Origin of the sequence: Rhizobium sp. NXC24, assembly GCF_002944315.1 — a bacterium.
Classification (GTDB): Bacteria; Pseudomonadota; Alphaproteobacteria; order Rhizobiales; family Rhizobiaceae; genus Rhizobium.
Genome location: NZ_CP024311.1, coordinates 1,175,522 through 1,192,338 on the forward strand (window position 1 = coordinate 1,175,522; position 16,817 = coordinate 1,192,338).

Sequence of the window (16,817 nt, forward strand, 5' to 3'; positions counted from 1 at the left end):
GCGCTAACGACATGCGCAAAATCAACGCTTAAAGCGCAAGGAGTGAATCCCAGAGATCGCGATGCGCTTTAGCTCAGCCGTGATCGGGAATGCGAATGGCAATCAAGGTGCCGATGCCTTCGCGTGAGCGGATGCGCATGCGGCCGTGATGCAGTGTCGTCAGCGACCGGGAAATGGCGAGGCCAAGGCCCGAGCCTCCCTTGCTCTTGGCATATTGGTTCTGCACTTGCTCGAACGGCTGACCGATCTTGCTCAGCGCCGACTTCGGGATGCCGATGCCGGTGTCGGCGATCGTTAACATCACCGCGTCCCCGACCTTGCGCGTGCGCACCGCGATGCGGCCGCCGTCATTGGTGAACTTGACGGCATTGGAAAGAAGATTGAGCAGGATTTGCTTCATGGCGCGGCGATCTGCCGTCAGCTTGATGCCGGAGGAGATACGCTGTTCGACAAGGATGTTTTTGTAGGCAGCCGGAATGGAGGTGAAGCGCAGGCACTCCTCGATCAACGGCGCAAGATCGATCCGCTCGCAGGAGAGCTTGAGGTGCCCCGCCTCGATCTTCGACATGTCGAGAATGTCGTTGATGACGTTCAGCAGATGCTTGCCGCTGTCGTGGATATCCTTGGCATATTCATTGTATTTCGCCGAGCCCAGCGGACCGAACATCTGATCCTGCAGGATTTCGGAGAAGCCGAGAATGGCGTTGAGCGGCGTGCGCAGTTCGTGCGACATGTTCGCGAGGAATTCCGATTTGGCCTTATTGGCGGCTTCGGCGCGTTCCTTTTCTGCGAGGTAATTGGTGTTGGCGGTCGAAAGCTCCGCCTTTTGCCGCTCGAGGATCTGTCGCGAGGCGGAAAGATCGTTGATCGTCGCCATCAACCGGCGTTCGGAATCGCGCAGGCGCTCCTGGTTGCGCTTCAACTGGGTGATGTCGGTGCCGACGGAAACGAGGCCGCCGTCGCGGGTGCGGCGTTCGTTGATCTGCAGCCAGCGCTCGTCGGCAAGCTGCACTTCCGTCGTTTGCGAGTGGCTGGAGCGGCCGGGATCGACAATGCGCCGCTCGATGACCGGGCGGGCCGCGGCTGCGTTGACCACGGCGCGTTCGGTGCCCGGCACCAGCACATTGTCCGGAAGACCGTAAGCTTGCTGGAAATGGGCGTTGCACATGACTAGGCGGTCGTTCTTGTCCCAAAGCACGAAAGCTTCCGAAGTGCATTCGATCGCATCGGCCAGACGTTGGTCGGCCTCGGCATAGCGCTGCGCCAGCCGATGTTGTTCGGTGACGTCCATGGCGATGCCGATCATGTGGACATGACCGGAATTGGTGCGGATGACCTGGGCGCGGGCACGCATCCAGACATAATGTCCTTTGGCATGACGAATGCGCAGGATCTGATCCACCTGGCCGGCAGTGCCGCGGGTGACCGATCGGGCCAGCACATGCAGGCTGTTATCATCGGGGTGCATCATCCGGGCCGCGTCGGTGAAGGAGAGCGGCCGGTCGGCGGCCGGCAGGCCGAGCATGTCGTACATCGATCGCGACCAGAAGAATTCGCGGCTGGCGAAATCAAAATCCCAGAGACCGCAGCGCCCGCGTGACAGCGCGGTCTCGACGCGCAGATTGGACTCGAGGAAGATCTCGTCGGCATCGCGTGCCCGTTTCACCTGGGTGTAATAGGCATAGAGGATGACGAGCAGGATCGAGGAAATGCCGGCAAAAAGCGTGACATTCAGCGTCAGCTCATCGCGCCAGAGCTTGTCGATCTGCTCCATCGAGGCGGCCGACAGGACGAAATCGCCCTTGTCTCCGATCAAGGAAATCGCCGCGTAGAAGGGCGCTCCGTCGATCATCGTCTCGATCACGCCGGCATGGTCGCCGAAACTTCGGATGGCTGACACTTCGGGGAAGAAATCGGAGATGGTCAAGCCGATATAGGCGGAGCCGGCGGCAGACGACCCGAAGACACGGCCGCTCGCCTGCACGAGAAGGACGAATGCGCCGGTGTCGAGCCGGTCCTGCGGAAGGTAAGTCGCAAGTTTCTTTTCCGCGCCGCTTCGGTCGCCGATCTGGAACAGGCTGGCATCGTTGGAAAAGGCCGCCGAAGCGGCGGCGATGGAAAGCGATGTCGCCCGGCGCGCAGCCGCGGTCATCCGCCCATGCTCCATCATCATGCCGAAGAAATGCGACGCGGCGACCACCATCAGAAAGGAGACGATGAGGACGGGAATTACCCGTTTCAGGATATGTTCGGCCTTCGGAAAACGGCGCGAAACCGTTTCCGCCCGTACGCCCGCTCGATCGGTAACACCGCTATGCCAGGATTTCAGACCGTCGAAATTAACACGCAGCCGCCCATCGGCCGCGGTTGCCCGCCGCACGTCCACCATCGCTCTAGCCTTGTCCCTCGTGTGATTCGCTGCGCCGCTCGCCCGAATCTGCCTTAATGAATCACTCGTGATTCGCCTTGTCCAGAGGGGAGGGTAAAACTTTCTTAACCATATGCGATTTCGAGGCTTTTTGCACTCGCAATGGTAAGGCGACGGCGCGCGGGACTCGTTCCGGCTGAAAAAAGCGGGCTCAAATCACCCGCTTTGATCTCGGACAAGCAAGTGAAATTCACTCCTTGAGGATGCGATCCACAATATCGCGAACATCCGTCGAAAGGTTGGCGGCGCGTTCGATTTGCATCAGAGCGGAGCGGGCGTGATCGGCACGAACGGGTTCCAGCAAGCGCCAGGAACGCATGGAGGTCAGAATGCGTGCCGCCAACTGAGGGTTGCGCTGGTCGATATCGAGGATTTGCTCTGCGAGGAAGCGATAGCCGGCTCCATCCGCACGACCGAAGCCGGTCGGATTGGCAAAGGCGAAGGTGCCGACGAGAGCGCGCATGCGGTTGGGATTGGTGCGCTTGAAAAGCGGCGTTTCCATCAGGCCCTGGATGCGCTCCAAGGTCGCCGCGCCCGGAATAGCCGCCTGGATGGCGAACCATTTGTCGATGACCAGCGCGTTTCCGGTGAAGCGATCATGGAAGGTCTCGAGCGCCGCCTTGGCCTCCGCCGTCTCCGGAAACCGGTGGGCGAGGATCGTCAGGGCGGCACTGAGATCGGTCATGTTGTTCGCCGCATCAAAGGCCGCTTTGGCGCGAGCCGGCGCATTGTCCGACTGCGACAGATAGGTGAGCGCGGCATTCCGCAATGCTCTGCGTCCGGCGCTTGCGGCATCCGGGCTGAAGGGTCCCGGTGTCTGCATGTTGTCATAGAGTGAAGCGAAGATTTCTTTTCCGGCTTCGGCGACCAGCGCGAGGATCGCCTGACGGCCGGTATGGATTGCGTCCGGATCGTTATTGCCGCCAAGTTCGCGGGCAATGTCGGCTTCGCTCGGCAAAGCCAGCGCCTGAGCGCGGAAGGCTGGCTCCAGGCTCTCGTCGCTTGCCGCCGCCAGAAGCGCATCGATGAATGCGGCGTCGCAAGTGACAGGGATGCCTTGGCGTGTATCGCGGGCGGCCTGCAGCAGGTTCGGCAGGCCAAGGTCGATCAGCGCCTGCCAGCGTGCGAAATGGTCGGTTTCATAATGAGCGATCAGCGCCAAGTCCTTGGCGCTCTGGCTGAATTGCAGATTGATCGGTGTCGAGAAGCTGCGGTTCAACGACAGCACCGGCCGCGAGGGAATGCCGTGGAAGACTGCCGTCTGCGCCCGCGTAGTCAGGTGCAGGACGTCGTCGGTCAGTTCCGCTCCGGTCACCGATGTCGGCGTCAACAACGTCCCATCCGCGGCGAAAAGCGCCGTGCGCAGCGGGATATGCATGGGTTCCTTGTTCGGCTGGCCGGGAGTGGCCGGCACCATCTGTTCAAGCGACAGTGCGAAGGTCTTGGCGCCGGCGTCGTAGGTGCCGGAGGCGGTTACCAGCGGCGTGCCGGCCTGATGGTACCAGAGCGAGAACTGCGTCAGGTCGCGGCCGCTCGCATCTTCGAAACATTTGATGAAATCCTCGATCGTCACCGCCTGGCCGTCGTGACGGTCGAAATAGAGGTCCATTCCCTTCTTGAACAGATCGCGGCCGAGGAGGGTGGCGATCATGCGGGTGACTTCGCTGCCCTTCTCGTAGACTGTCGTCGTGTAGAAGTTGTTGATCTCACGATATTTGGTCGGGCGAACCGGATGGGCAAGCGGGCCGCTGTCCTCCGGAAACTGCTCCGATTTCAGATGACGGACTTCGGCGATGCGCTTGACCGGCCGCGAGCGCTGATCGGCGGAATATTCGTGATCGCGATAGACCGTCAGGCCTTCCTTGAGGCAGAGCTGGAACCAGTCGCGGCAGGTGATGCGATTGCCGGTCCAATTGTGGAAATATTCATGCGCGATGATCGCCTCGATATTGGCATAGTCGGCATCGGTGGCGATTTCCGGATCGGCCAGCACGTATTTGTCGTTGAAGACGTTGAGGCCCTTGTTCTCCATCGCCCCCATGTTGAAATCGGAGACGGCGACGATCATGAAAATGTCGAGATCGTATTCGCGACCGAACCGCTCCTCATCCCATTTCATCGAGCGCTTCAGCGCATCCATGGCATAGGCCGCGCGTGGCTCTTTGCCATGCTCGACATAGATCTTCAGCGCCACTTCACGGCCGGACATCGTGACGAACGTATCCTCGACCACGCCGAGATCGCCGGCGACAAGTGCGAAGAGATAGCTGGGCTTCGGATGCGGATCAAACCAGGCGGCGAAATGCTTGCCTTCGCCATAACCGGCCCCGCCGAGAAAATTGCCGTTCGACAACAGCAGCGGATTGGCCGCTTTATCCGCGATGATGTTGACCGTATAGGGAGCAAGTACGTCGGGGCGATCCGGGAAATAGGTGATGCGGCGGAAGCCCTCGGCCTCGCATTGGGTGCAATAGATGCCGCCTGTGCGGTAAAGTCCCATCAACTGCGTGTTGGCTTCGGGGTTGATGACCGTCGTGATCGTCAGCTCGAAAGGCACGCTTTCCGGCAGGTCGCGGACAGTCAGGCTTTCCGCCGTCGCCTCGAATTGCCCGGCCGGAACTTCGATCTGGTCGAGCAGCAGTCCCGAAAGGGTGAGCTCGTCGCCGTCGAGCACTAGCGGCGCCTTGGTGTCGGTGCCCTCGCGGCGATGAAAGATCAGCCGCGCTTCGACCTTGGTTTCGGTCGGGTGTAGATCGAAGGTGAGGTCCACGCGTTCCAGAACGAAGTCGGTGGGACGGTAATCTGCCAGATGGACGATCTGGCCGGTGTCTGTTCGCATGGTCTATCCTGATCAGGCTCATACTGCGGCGGGCGGCGTTGATCCGAAGCAGCGCTTCGGAGGCAAATCCGCGCGCATCATTACATCGAAATCTGAACCAAAGTTAAAGTCATATCACCGCGCCACTACGATTTGTGATGGCGAGGGAAGTATTTGATCAGGAAGGCCACATCTCATTTCAGATTGAAGGCCGCCTTGATCGCATCGTCGGCTTCCGTTTGCTGCACGACGACACCATACCATCCAAGTCCATCATAGTCTTCATAGCCGAGGGTCTTTGCGTAAGCGACGATGGCGCCATTATTGTCGTAATAGCTGCCCCGCGTCATGCCCTCGGGATTGGCGAGCGCGAAATGCGAGAACATCAATTTCGGATCGCTGCAGGCGATGACGCGTTTCTTGCCGTCGAGCAGCATCACCACGGTCTTTTCGGCGACCTGTGGCGGTAGGTTGGCCTCCTTGTCGACAATCGCCTGTCCCTGGTTCTGCCAGTCGAAATAGACGCCCAGCGTGCCGATCTGTCGGCCATCTGTTCGTCCGCCTTCCCGAATGCCGGTAGCGTAGACGAGCACATTGCGCCGGTCGTGCAACTCGCTGGGTTTGACTTCGTCGACGATATAGTCGTCACCCGATTGGCAGGCGACGGCTGCCCTGAACCAGGGATCCGCGGCGAGATTGGCGCCCGCGAGCTTGCGCTGGTAGGCGGGATTGGCCGAGGCGATGACCTGTCCCTTCATGTCGGTCACGACCAGATCGAGATAGACCGTATAGAAGCGGTTGATGACGCCCAGACGTTCGGCGGCGAAGGCCAGGCGTTGCGGCTGCGGGTCCTGAAGCGCCTCCCACAGCGCAGTGTCGGTCGCCCACCAGCGGACGTCGGCGGTGCGCTCGAAGAGATTGCGGACGATGAGCTGCACCAGCGTCTGGGCAAGATCGGTCAACCGAACGCCTTCCATCTCCCCGACCAGCGCTTCGGCCATGCCGCGGGTGACACCGATACGGCCGAGAACGTTATCTTCAAATTTACTCGCGATGTCGGTTGCGATCTGCGCCAGGCGCTGAACCTCGTTGGCGACCACCGCGAAGCCCTTGCCGGTTTCGCCGGCGCGGGCCGCCTCGATAAGCGCGTTGATCGCAAGAAGCTTGATCTGCTTGACGACATTGGTGTTGTCGGTGCTGAAGCGCTCCAGATCCTTGCCGATGCCTTCGGTGACGACCCGCATCGAGCGCGGTGTTACCGCACGCTGCTCAGGGCGCCGCTCCATCGATTGGGCTGCTGTCATCGAATGAAAACCTCGGAAATAGTAAAGGCTGAAGTAGGCGTTTGAAAATACATGCCGCGCCGCAGGCATTATTGACTGCGGTGAAATTAAATTGAAGTGCTTATGGTTTTTAAAAGGTTAATGCGGCCGTCAGTTCGGAAACTATACCGTTTTTAGCCCAAAAAAGGTCCCGACGGGCGGCTTCAACGCGGTCAGTCGGCTGTAGACTGCATCCGGCGCCCCGTCGGTTCGCCGCCCCGGACGGGCAGGGGTATAGACTGGAAGTCCGTCTTTTCGATGCGTCCTTCGTTCGGCTTGCGCATGGCGATGCGCCACCCCGCATAGCCGGCATAGAGCGCAAAGGCGAGGGCCAGGAACCAGAGAAGGCCGGATGGGCCGGCGAGTTGCATCATCGCGCCGCCGACCAGCGGTCCGGAGACCGTGCCCAGTCCGTAGAGCAGCATGATACCGCTGGAAATGGTGACATATTCATCCGGCGCCGCACGGTCGTTGGCATGAGCGACATTGAGTGCGTAGATCGGATAGAGCACGGTGCCGATGAAGAAGCCGGCGACATAGAGCGTCAATTGCCCATGCGCGTTGAACAACGTCATGGTGACGCAGGCAAGGATGCCGATAACACCGCAGACGATCATTACGTAGCGGCGGTCCATCTGGTCTGATATGCGGCCGATCGGCATTTGCGACACGGCACCGCCGGCGAGCACGCAGGCGAGCAACGTCGCACCCTCGGCCGTGTTCATGCCGACATTCTGGGTATAGACGCCGCCAAGGCTGCTCCAGGTGCCGGAGAGGGCGCCCGACAGCAGCGAGCCGACGAAGGCGATCGGCGACAGCCGGTAAAGTTTCGGCAGGTCGAACTTGGCCTGATGGATCGGCGTCGGCGATTTCGCGGTCGATAACGCCGTCGGCAGCATCGCCAGCGCGAAAATAACGCCGCACAGGATGAAGAGGGAGGTATTGCTGGGATCGCCGAGCGGTACCAGATATTGTCCACCGATCGAGCCGACCAGGCAGGTGATCATATAGACCGAGAAGATGGTCGCGCGGTTATCGTTGGTGACCCGCTCGTTCAACCAGCTTTCGATGATGAGATAGGCGCCGGCGATGCCGAAGCCGCTGATGCAGCGGAAGGCCAGCCAGGCGCGCCAATCGACCATCAATGCGCACAGCAGAATGCCGATACTGAGCAGCGAGATCAAGGCGCCGAATACGCGCACATGTCCGACCCGCTGCACGAAACGCGGTGTGATGATGCAGGATATGGTGAAGCCGAAAGTGTAGCCGGTGGCGATCACCGAAATGGTGAAGGTCGACCAGCCTTCCGCCACGGAGCGGATCGGCACGACGAAGTTCATCAAGCCATAGCCGAACATCATCAACAGCGTTGACAACATCAGACTGGCGATCGAGACGAGGCTGGCCAGCATTGGAGCGGGATTCCGGTCGATTGGTTGAAGCAGATGCGCATCGCAAAAACGCATCTTGCTCTATCCCAGCAATGATGCGCGATCAATCGCGACGGCACATGACGCGGGTGGTTGATCTGTGGCCCCTCGTCTTGAATGGTCATTGAAAAAGATGATGGCGAAAGAATGGTTTTAAACTTAAATTATTTGTTTAACTTCTTGCGATATCAGTGTTTTCAGATAACTATAGCATGCTATCGGATATCTGGGGCTTCGATCTGTGACGGCAGGTTTAATCAAAAAATATGAGAACTATTCCTTCCGTTTTGTATTTTAGAAGGGCGCCATAAGGAGGCCCGATTGAGCTTTTCCGTCGAGCAACTTGCTTGCCATCCCGAATTCGTCCCCTCCCTGCGTTTCCTGGCCCAGGCTTTGCGGGATCGCTACGACAGCGGCCCGCGGATCGCACGCCTGTTGGCCTCGCATCAGCGCTGGCTTTTGACCCAGACGGCCTATGCTCTTCATCTCGAATATGATCCGGCCATACCCGGCTCTGGTCTGACCGTCGTCAAGCTTCGCGATGTCATCACGCAATACCGCGTCGCAAGCCGCAACACCGTGCTGAGCTATATCGAGGAACTGCTGACCTATCGCTTCCTCATGCCCGCCCCTGGCGTTGTCCGGCGTCCCCGCCGCTATGCGCCGGCCGAGGTCAGCCACACCGCAATGATCAGCTGGTATCTCGCCAATCTCGCCGCGCTTGACCTACTCGACAATGGGAACCGCGCCGCGACGCTTGCCGCCCATCCGGTACTGGTCGACGTGGCGCAGCCGCGCATGGCGCGCCGCTGTCTGGAGACGACCGCCTGGCGCGAGCCGCCGGAGCGTGTCGGCTTGTTTCTCTGGACGGAAGCAGGGGGGCTGGTGATGGACCATCTCGTCTCTCGGGTGGACCTGGGTACGGAAGTAGACGGACGCGTCAATCTCGGCCGCATCGATACGCGGGCAATCGCTGCGCAGTTCATGATGTCGCGCACCCATTTGCAGCGCCTTTTGCGCAAGGCTGCCGATGGCGGCAGTCTGGGCTGGTATGACGAACCGAAAAAGACGCGCCTTTGGATGTCTCGCGACTTCCTGGACGAATATTGCCGCTGGCAGGCAGTGAAACTGGCTGCCGTGGATGAAGCTTTTGCGTGGGCGCAATGGATGGCGGCGCAGGCGGTTTCGGAACAATGAACCGCAAAAAAACGCCGGGCTAGGCCCGGCGCTGCTCTTCATGAAAATCTATTATGAAAATCCGAAAAAAGAGCGGGATCATCGACCTCGCTCTTTCCAAACCTATAGGGGGATGCTTGCAGCCACTGTACGTGCGGGGCTCAGCTCGCGCTGATCGGCCTTGCGCAGGCTGCGGGAGCGCTCGAATTCCTCTGCTGCGCGCACCGCGGAGCCGATATGTCCCACGGAATCGAGAAGAGTGAAAAAAGAACGCAAACCTAAAGACACGATGTCACCCCTGAAACAAAATCATACACGATGCTGTCGCGAATTTCGCGGAACTTCATACTCGCTTTGGAATATCAAGCATCTGCAAATGACAAGGCGAAGCCTTGATTTGCCTCAGCTTTTCATTGGTTAGCACTCGCGGAAATCGGCGAATATAGCGGTCGGACGAGCAACCCGAGCGGAGATACCGGTGCCGCGAGCAGTCATCTGCTCATTGGCGGCAATGCCGAGGCTGCGATGGCCACTGGTGGCGCGCACGGGTACGATGACGCGGCGCAGGGTATCAAATCCGCTATGGATAGGACGGAAACGAGCAGTCATGGCCTTGGTTCCTTTCAAATTTCCTCCCAAGACACACCGGATATATTGCAATGCAGCATTGATTCCGCAATGCACACGACTGGAAGACTGCCATGCAAAGAATGCATAACAAGTTTCATCTTCCGTTAATATTGGTGAAAAATTAGTCCGAATCTCCGGCGTCGATCCGACTTTTGAAGGTCAAAAGATCGTTCCAAGCCAAGCGCTTATTGATCGGCGCAGTCAACAGTTCCTGGGGGTGGAGGCTGGCGATTGCCGGTATCGTCCGGCCGGCTATCGTCACTTCCCGCCATTGTCCGCGCAGGCCGTGAATAGTTTCGTTGCTTTCGAAGAAGTGACGAGCGGTGAAATTGCCGAGCAGCAGCAGGGCTTTCGGCTCCGCGAGCGCGATCTGCCGCTCGATGAAGGGGCGGCATATCTCGACTTCCGGCGCCGACGGCGCACGGTTGCCTGGCGGCCGCCACGGAATGACATTGGTGAGCAGGATGCCGTCGCGCTGCAGACCGATGGCGCCCAGCATCTTGTCAAGCAATTGTCCGGTTCGTCCGGCAAAGGGCAGGCCTTCGCGGTCGTCGTCGGCGCTGGGCATCGGGCCGATCACCATGACCCGGCCTTCGGCACTGCCGCTGGCGAAGATGGTCGAGCGTGCGCTGTTTTTCAGATTGCAGCTATTGAACGCTTCCAGCGCGGTCTTGAGTTCGTTCAATGACCGGGCGCTTTCGGCGGCGAACCGGGCCTGTTCGACGGCCTGCTCGTCGGGGATGGCGGGTGCGCTTCGCGGCGACATCGGTGCAGCGACAGGCTGCGCGGCCTGGCGACGTTCCGGCTGCGCCGCGGGTCGTGTCGCAGGCGGTGGTGTCTCGGCACGCGGCTGGGCTGCTGGCCGGGTGCCTTGGCGAGCGGCCTTCATCGCCGCGAATTCGGCAAAGCGATCAACGGCCTCCTCTTCGAGCAGCCATTCGACGCCGGCATCCGCATGAAAATGCAGAAGGGCGGCAAGTTCAGCCGGAGTGAGGTCGTTGGCGGAGATCATGGACGAACTCTAACCAAAGCGGCGGAAGAACGAAAGGGGAGGGTGTTCTCTACCCTCACGCCGTCCACTGGCTGATGTCATCGCGCTCGCCGATCAAGGCAAGGCCGTGGGCGATCGACAGCAGCTCGCCGCCGGTTTCGATCCGTTCCTGACCGAAGCGTTCGGTAAAGATGCGGCGCACCGCCGGCACGAAAGAGGTGCCGCCGGTGAGGAACACCTTGTCGATGCTCCCCGGCAATGTGTTGGTGGTCGCCAGCACGTCATCCAGCGCGCCTTCGATGCGGGAGAGATCGTCGGCGATCCAGCTTTCGAAATCGCTGCGGCGCACGGTCCTGCGGCCGGCCTTGCCGAGCGGCGGGAAGTTGAATTCCGCTTCCTCTTCCGCCGAAAGCGCCATCTTCGTCGCCGACACGGCCTGATAGAGCGGATAGCCCTCATCGTGTTCGACGAGCTCGATAAAGGTCTCGAGCTTTTCCGGCTCCAGGCTGCTGCGCACCAGCGTCTTCAGATCGGCATATTCGCGCGAGGTCTTGAAGATCGATAGCTGGTTCCAGCGGCCGAAATTGGCGTAATAGGAAGTGGGCACTTCCAGCAGCTTGTCGAAGCTTTTGAAGAGGCTGCCTTTGCCGATCGCCGGCGAAACGATGTTGTCGATCATCCGGAAGTCGAAGTGATCGCCGGCAATGCCGACGCCGGAATGGCCGATCGGGGTCGCCGTCAGCTTTCCGCCATGGGTCTCGAAGCGGATCAGCGAATAGTCGGTGGTGCCGCCGCCGAAATCGGCCACCAGCACGGTCGCATCCGTTTTCAGATGCTGGGCGAAATAGAAAGCCGCGGCCACAGGTTCGTAGACGTAATGGATTTCAGGAAAGCCGAAGCGCGCCAGTGCCGCGTTATATCGGGCAGTGGCGAGGGATGCATCCGGGTTGGCGCCAGCAAAATGCACCGGCCGTCCTGTGACGATGCGGCCGACATCCGTCGGCCAAGCATCGCCGGCATAGGCGCGCAGCCGGCGCACGAAGATCTCCATCAGATCCTCGAAGGTGTGGCGCTTGGCAAAGACCAGCGTGCCCTGGAAAAGCGCACTGGCCGCAAAGGTTTTGATGGATTGCAGAAAGCGGCAATCGCCGGGATTGTCGATGAACTGCCGGATGGCAGCATGCCCAGCCTCGACCTTCAGCGCCGCAGCACCCAGTCCCGGATCCTTCATGAAGGACAGGGCCGTGCGCATGCTGTCGGCGGTGCCGGCGACACTGGTGAAGGCGACCGATTGTGTCGCCGGGCCATCGGCGAGCGCCAAAACCGTGTTCGTTGTGCCGAAGTCGAAACCAAGCGCTCGAGCCATGCCCGCACTCCCTTCTGCTGAAATTTTTCGGAATGGGGCAACGCCCCTTATGGAACGCGAGACGCGCCCTTGTCGTAAAGAGGGCGCGTCATGGCATGGCTGAATTGTAAGCGCAAGACGTGAGAGAGCATTTGTTTCGCAATGACCTTATCCGAAAATCGCTTCGCAGTTTTCGCTGCGCGGTCTCGGGTTTTGGATCACGCCAAAGTAAAACGGGCGCCGCGAGGCGCCCGTCTGGTATCATTCGGCCGCGATTGCGGTCGGCGTTTCTTCTTCGTGCTGATGCTTTTCCTTGCGCTTGCCAAGACGACCGACGAAGTCGTTCAGACGGTTCATTTCGAGGAAGATGACCGGCGTGATGAACAGCGTCAGGATCTGCGAGACGACAAGGCCGCCGACGACGGCAATACCGAGCGGTTGGCGCAGTTCCGAGCTGGCGCCGCCACCGACGGCGATCGGCAGCGCGCCGAGCAGGGCGCAGAAGGTCGTCATCATGATCGGACGGAAACGGCGCACGCAGGCTTCATGGATCGCTTCCGCCGGCGATATGCCGGGGGTCGATCGAAGCGTTTCCAGCGCCACGTCGATCATCATGATCGCGTTTTTCTTGACGATACCGATCAGCATCAGCAAGCCGATGAGCGCGATGATCGACAGGTCGAAGCCGAAAACTTTCAGGGCAAGCAGGGCGCCGAGAGCGGCGGCCGGCAGGCCGGAAAGAATGGTCAGCGGATGGATGAAGCTCTCGTAGAGAACGCCGAGAACCACATAGATCGTCAGCACGGCGGCAAGGATCAGGTAAGGCGTGCTGCCCTGCGACTGCTGGAAGATCTGGGCGGTACCGCCGTAGGACGTGAAGACGTCCGCCGGCATGTTGAGATCCTTCTTGATCTGCTCGATCTGCGCCGTTGCGTCGCCGAGTGCTTCGCCGGCTGGCAGGTTGAAGGAAACAGTGGTCGAAACGAGCTGGCCGGTCTGGTTGATGGTGACGGGGCCGGTCGTGCGCTGGACATGGGCGAAGTTCGATAGGGGCACCAGGGCTCCGCTTGCGGAAGCAATCTGGATTTCCTGTAGCTTCTGGTCGTCCCAGGGCTTGCTGGTATCGAACTCGACAATCACGTCATAGCTGTCGCCGGTCGACTGGATCTGTGCCGCGGTATAACCGCCGAAGCCTTCTTCCAGCGACGTGCGCAACTGATTGTTGTTGATCCCGTATTGCGCTGCCTTTTCGGTATCGACGACGATATTGGCCTGCAATGCATTGTTCTGCTCGTCCGAGGCGACGTCCGTGAAGCGCGGGTCGCGGCGCATCGCATCCTCGATCTTATTGGCCCAGAGATTGGTCTGGTCGGCGCTGAGCGCCTGGACGACGAGCTGATACTGGCTGGCGGTCTGACGGCCACCGAAGCGGAGGCTTTGCTGGGGCGTGATATAGGCCTTCAGGCCGGCAATCTTGCTGATGCTGGCGCGCAGCTCCCGTAGGGTATTGTCCAGCGGCTCCCGCTGATCCTTTGCCTTCAGCTCGACATACATCGTGCCGTTATTAAGCGGCTGACGCGCATTGCCGCCGACGATCGACATGACGTGAGCGACGGCCGGATTCTGTTTTACGAGTGCTGCAGCCTGGTTCTGCAGGTCCTGCATCGCCGGATAGGAAATATCCTGGCGGGCCTGCGTCGAGATCGTCAGGCGGCCGATATCTTCCGTCGGGAAGAAGCTCGCCGGCAGGACCATGAAGAGGTATGCCGAGAGGGCAACCGAGCCGAGGAAGCTCAGGAGCACCGTGCCGCGGTGGCGAAGACACCAGGCGACGCCTTTGTCGTAGCCGCGCTGGGTCCAGTCGAAGCCGGCGTTGAAGAGACGCACCGGATAGGGGGGCTCTCCATGGCCCGCCGACAGGCGCGAGCTGAGCATGGGGGTGACGGTGAGCGATACGATCGCGGAAGACACGATGGCGATGGCGACGACCATGCCGAACTCGTTGAAGATACGGCCGACGACGCCGCCCATCAGCAGGATCGGAATGAACACGGCGATTAGCGAAATCGACATCGATATGATCGTGTAGCTGACTTCCGCCGAGCCCTTGAGCGCCGCCTGCAGCACCGGCATGCCCTCTTCGACATGTCGCAATATGTTCTCGAGCATGACGATGGCGTCGTCCACCACGAGACCGACCGCGAGTGTCAATCCGAGCAGCGAGATATTATCGATGCTGTATCCGAGAATATACATCATGCCGAAGGTCGCGATCAGCGACAGCGGCACGGCGAGGCCGGGTATGATCGTTGCCGTAACGTGACCGGTGAAGAGATAGATGACCAGCACGACGAGGCCGATCGTCAGCATCAGCGTGAATTTGACGTCTGAAATCGCGTCGCGGATCGGCTGAGCCGAATCGTTCATAACGGTCGTCTTCACCGAGGCCGGGATTTCCGCGTGTAGTTGCGGCAGTTTGGCGTTGATGGCGTCGACCACATCGACCGTATTGGCATCCGGCTGGCGCTGGATGGCAAGAATGATCGCCCGCTTGCCGTCATACCAGGAGCCGGCATTGGTATTTTCCACGCTGTCCTGAACGTCCGCGACATCGCTGAGATGGATCGGCGCGCCGTTCGGGTTGGCGATGACAAGCGAACGGAACTCCGCAGCATTGGTGCGCTGCGTATCGGAGTTGATGGTCATGCTCTGCGAATTGTTCTGCAGAGTGCCCACCGGAACCTGGCTGTTGGCGTTGACCAGCGCATTGTTGACAGTATCGATGCCGATGCTGCGGTCCTGCAGCTTGGCGGGATCGACTTCGACGCGCACGGCATAGGTTTGGGCGCCGAACACCGTCACTTCCGCCACGCCGGGAAGAGTGGACAGCGACGGCGAGATGATGTCTTCGGCGATTTCATCAAGCTTGCTGCGCGGCATCGTATCGCTCTGCACCGCCAGCAGCATGACCGGCGCATCGGCCGGGTTGGTCTTGCGATAGCTCGGCGGCACGGTCAGGTTATCGGGCAATTGCCGAGTCGCGTGCGAGATTGCCGCCTGAACGTCAGCCGCAGCCGCGTCGATATCGCGGTTCAGGTCGAATTGCAGCACGATGCTGGTGTTGCCGAGCGAGTTCGTCGAGGAGATTTCGCTGATGCCCGGGATGGTCTCGAACTGCTTGATCAGCGGCGTCGAAACCGAAGTCGCCATGGTCTGCGGCGAAGCACCTGTTAGCTGCGCAGTGACGTTGATGGTCGGAAAGTCGACCTGCGGCAAGGCGGCAACGGGCACGAGGCGATAGCCCGCCCAGCCTGCCATGACCACCCCCAAGGCCAGAAGCGTCGTCGCGACCGGCCGGCTGATGCAGAAGCTGGGGATCATTGCTGCGCTCCGACAGAAATCGTTTCGGTTTTCTGACCCGACTGATCGTCAGCCGAGGCGACTTTCTGCGGCGTGGCATCGCTGAATTGCTCGTTCACGCTCTGGCCATCGTTCAACTGCACCTGTCCCTCGGTCACGACATGGTCGCCCTCCGAAAGGCCCTTGGCGATCGCAGTGTACCCGCCGTTCTGGCGCGCGACGGTGACCGGCGTCATGTGCACCTTGTTGTCCTTGACGACAAAGGCAAAGAAGCCATCGGGGCCGGGGCTGATCGCAACCGTCGGCGTGACGAGAACAGGCTGGTTGTCGTTGAAGTGTACGACGATGTTGACCGACTGGCCGGGCCAGATGGCGCCGTTGGCATTGTTGAACTTCGCCTTGGCGAGGATCGTGCCGGATGCGGCATCGACCTGGTTGTCATAGAAGCTCATGGCGCCTTGGCGCGACTTGCCCTCAGCCGACCGGGGCACGGTGCTGACGGGAACGGTCCCGGCCTTCATCGCTTCCTCCAGTTCGCGCAAATGGCTCTCCTGCAGGTGGAACTTGACGTAGATCGGATCGTATTGGGCGATCGATACGATGGCCGTGCCGGGGCTCACATAAGCACCGACGCTGAGGGTGACATCGCCGAGACGGCCATCATAGGGCGCGCGGATTTCGGTGTGTTCGAGCAGCACCTGATCGGATGCGAGCTGTGCCTTGTCGCCATTGACCGTTGCGGCGGCCGTGTCGCGCGCCGCGACGGCCTGGTCTACCGTCTGCTGCGTGCCGGCTCCGTTGAGAAGGGTCTTGGCCCGCGTCAGGGCCGCTTCGGTTTCCGTGAGCGTCGCCTGGTCCTTGATAAGGTTTGCCTGGTCCTTATCGACGGAGGCCTGGGCCGTGCGCGGATCGAGCTTTGCGATCAGGTCGCCGGCCTTGATCATGGCGCCATCCTGAGCTTCAATCGAGGTGATGATACCGGATTCCTGCGCGGCAATCGTCGTCGTGTCCTGCGCATCAGCCCAGCCGGTGGCGGTTACGTCGTTGGGGAGCGTCGTTTTCGTGACTGCCACGGTCTTGACCACCTGGGGCGCGATCTGACGCTTGCCGTGGCCGCCGGCATCCGCTGCCTTGCTGCTATCCTCGGTCTTGGCGGATGCTTTGTCGACCAAAGCGGACATAAAGGGGATACGGTCACGGTAGCTCCAGACTGCAAGAGCTGCGACAACGAGAAGGCCGAGAGAGAGCCAAAATTTCTTCATATTTAAAAACCGGTCGAGGCGAGTTGCAGGAAAATGCGGTGACCTCGAGGCGGGT

The 16,817-nt window shown here is 60.3% G+C and carries 10 protein-coding genes; 1 reads left to right on the forward strand and 9 read right to left on the reverse strand.

Annotated elements, in window-relative coordinates:
• Nucleotides 1-73 precede the first annotated feature (73 nt).
• From NXC24_RS05895 to NXC24_RS05910, 4 genes are all read right to left on the reverse strand, one after another.
• The gene (locus NXC24_RS05895; RefSeq protein ID WP_104822457.1) at nt 74-2,389 is read right to left on the reverse strand and encodes a PAS domain-containing sensor histidine kinase; all 2,316 of its coding nucleotides are present in this window, start codon (nt 2,387-2,389) and stop codon (nt 74-76) included.
• 229 nt (nt 2,390-2,618) lie between these two features.
• The gene (gene pepN, locus NXC24_RS05900; protein ID WP_104822458.1) at nt 2,619-5,267 is read right to left on the reverse strand and encodes an aminopeptidase N; all 2,649 of its coding nucleotides are present in this window, start codon (nt 5,265-5,267) and stop codon (nt 2,619-2,621) included.
• Nucleotides 5,268-5,440: 173 nt separating this feature from the next.
• On the reverse strand, nt 5,441-6,550 hold the full coding sequence (locus tag NXC24_RS36170) for a methyl-accepting chemotaxis protein (protein WP_104825031.1): 1,110 nt from the start codon (nt 6,548-6,550) through the stop codon (nt 5,441-5,443).
• 191 nt (nt 6,551-6,741) lie between these two features.
• Nucleotides 6,742-7,980 carry an MFS transporter gene (locus NXC24_RS05910; RefSeq protein WP_104825032.1) on the reverse strand — a complete coding sequence of 413 codons (1,239 nt, stop codon included), beginning with the start codon at nt 7,978-7,980 and terminating at the stop codon, nt 6,742-6,744.
• Nucleotides 7,981-8,319: 339 nt separating this feature from the next.
• On the opposite strand from NXC24_RS05910, the gene NXC24_RS05915 reads away from it, so the two are divergent.
• Nucleotides 8,320-9,195 carry a hypothetical protein gene (locus NXC24_RS05915; protein WP_104822459.1) on the forward strand — a complete coding sequence of 292 codons (876 nt, stop codon included), beginning with the start codon at nt 8,320-8,322 and terminating at the stop codon, nt 9,193-9,195.
• A 396-nt stretch (nt 9,196-9,591) separates the two neighbouring features.
• On the opposite strand, the gene NXC24_RS05920 is transcribed toward NXC24_RS05915, so the two are convergent.
• The 5 genes from NXC24_RS05920 to NXC24_RS05940 all read right to left on the reverse strand — a co-directional run bounded on the left by NXC24_RS05920 (nt 9,592) and on the right by NXC24_RS05940 (nt 16,762).
• Complete coding sequence (locus tag NXC24_RS05920; RefSeq protein ID WP_104822460.1) at nt 9,592-9,783, reverse strand: hypothetical protein; 192 nt, start codon at nt 9,781-9,783, stop codon at nt 9,592-9,594.
• Between the two features lie 142 nt (nt 9,784-9,925).
• Nucleotides 9,926-10,816, reverse strand: a complete 891-nt coding sequence (locus tag NXC24_RS05925; RefSeq protein WP_104822461.1) for a uracil-DNA glycosylase — start codon at nt 10,814-10,816, stop codon at nt 9,926-9,928.
• A 55-nt stretch (nt 10,817-10,871) separates the two neighbouring features.
• Entirely contained in the window at nt 10,872-12,161 is a 1,290-nt protein-coding gene (locus tag NXC24_RS05930; protein WP_104822462.1) for an Hsp70 family protein, read from the reverse strand.
• A 240-nt stretch (nt 12,162-12,401) separates the two neighbouring features.
• Nucleotides 12,402-15,521, reverse strand: coding sequence for an efflux RND transporter permease subunit (locus NXC24_RS05935; protein ID WP_104822463.1), 3,120 nt, complete (start codon nt 15,519-15,521; stop codon nt 12,402-12,404).
• Nucleotides 15,518-16,762, reverse strand: a complete 1,245-nt coding sequence (locus tag NXC24_RS05940; RefSeq protein WP_104822464.1) for an efflux RND transporter periplasmic adaptor subunit — start codon at nt 16,760-16,762, stop codon at nt 15,518-15,520. Before NXC24_RS05940 ends, NXC24_RS05935 begins: the two co-directional genes overlap by 4 nt.
• Nucleotides 16,763-16,817: the final 55 nt, after the last annotated feature.

Excerpts from the sequence above, each read along its gene's own strand:
- NXC24_RS36170 (WP_104825031.1), bottom strand. The coding sequence starts at position 6,550 with ATGACAGCAGCCCAATCGATGGAGCGGCGCCCTGAGCAGCGTGCGGTA.
- NXC24_RS05940 (WP_104822464.1), bottom strand. The coding sequence starts at position 16,762 with ATGAAGAAATTTTGGCTCTCTCTCGGCCTTCTCGTTGTCGCAGCTCTT.
- pepN (WP_104822458.1), bottom strand. The coding sequence starts at position 5,267 with ATGCGAACAGACACCGGCCAGATCGTCCATCTGGCAGATTACCGTCCC.
- NXC24_RS05895 (WP_104822457.1), bottom strand. The coding sequence starts at position 2,389 with ATGGTGGACGTGCGGCGGGCAACCGCGGCCGATGGGCGGCTGCGTGTT.
- NXC24_RS05930 (WP_104822462.1), bottom strand. The coding sequence starts at position 12,161 with ATGGCTCGAGCGCTTGGTTTCGACTTCGGCACAACGAACACGGTTTTG.
- NXC24_RS05920 (WP_104822460.1), bottom strand. The coding sequence starts at position 9,783 with ATGACTGCTCGTTTCCGTCCTATCCATAGCGGATTTGATACCCTGCGC.
- NXC24_RS05910 (WP_104825032.1), bottom strand. The coding sequence starts at position 7,980 with ATGCTGGCCAGCCTCGTCTCGATCGCCAGTCTGATGTTGTCAACGCTG.
- NXC24_RS05925 (WP_104822461.1), bottom strand. The coding sequence starts at position 10,816 with ATGATCTCCGCCAACGACCTCACTCCGGCTGAACTTGCCGCCCTTCTG.
- NXC24_RS05935 (WP_104822463.1), bottom strand. The coding sequence starts at position 15,521 with ATGATCCCCAGCTTCTGCATCAGCCGGCCGGTCGCGACGACGCTTCTG.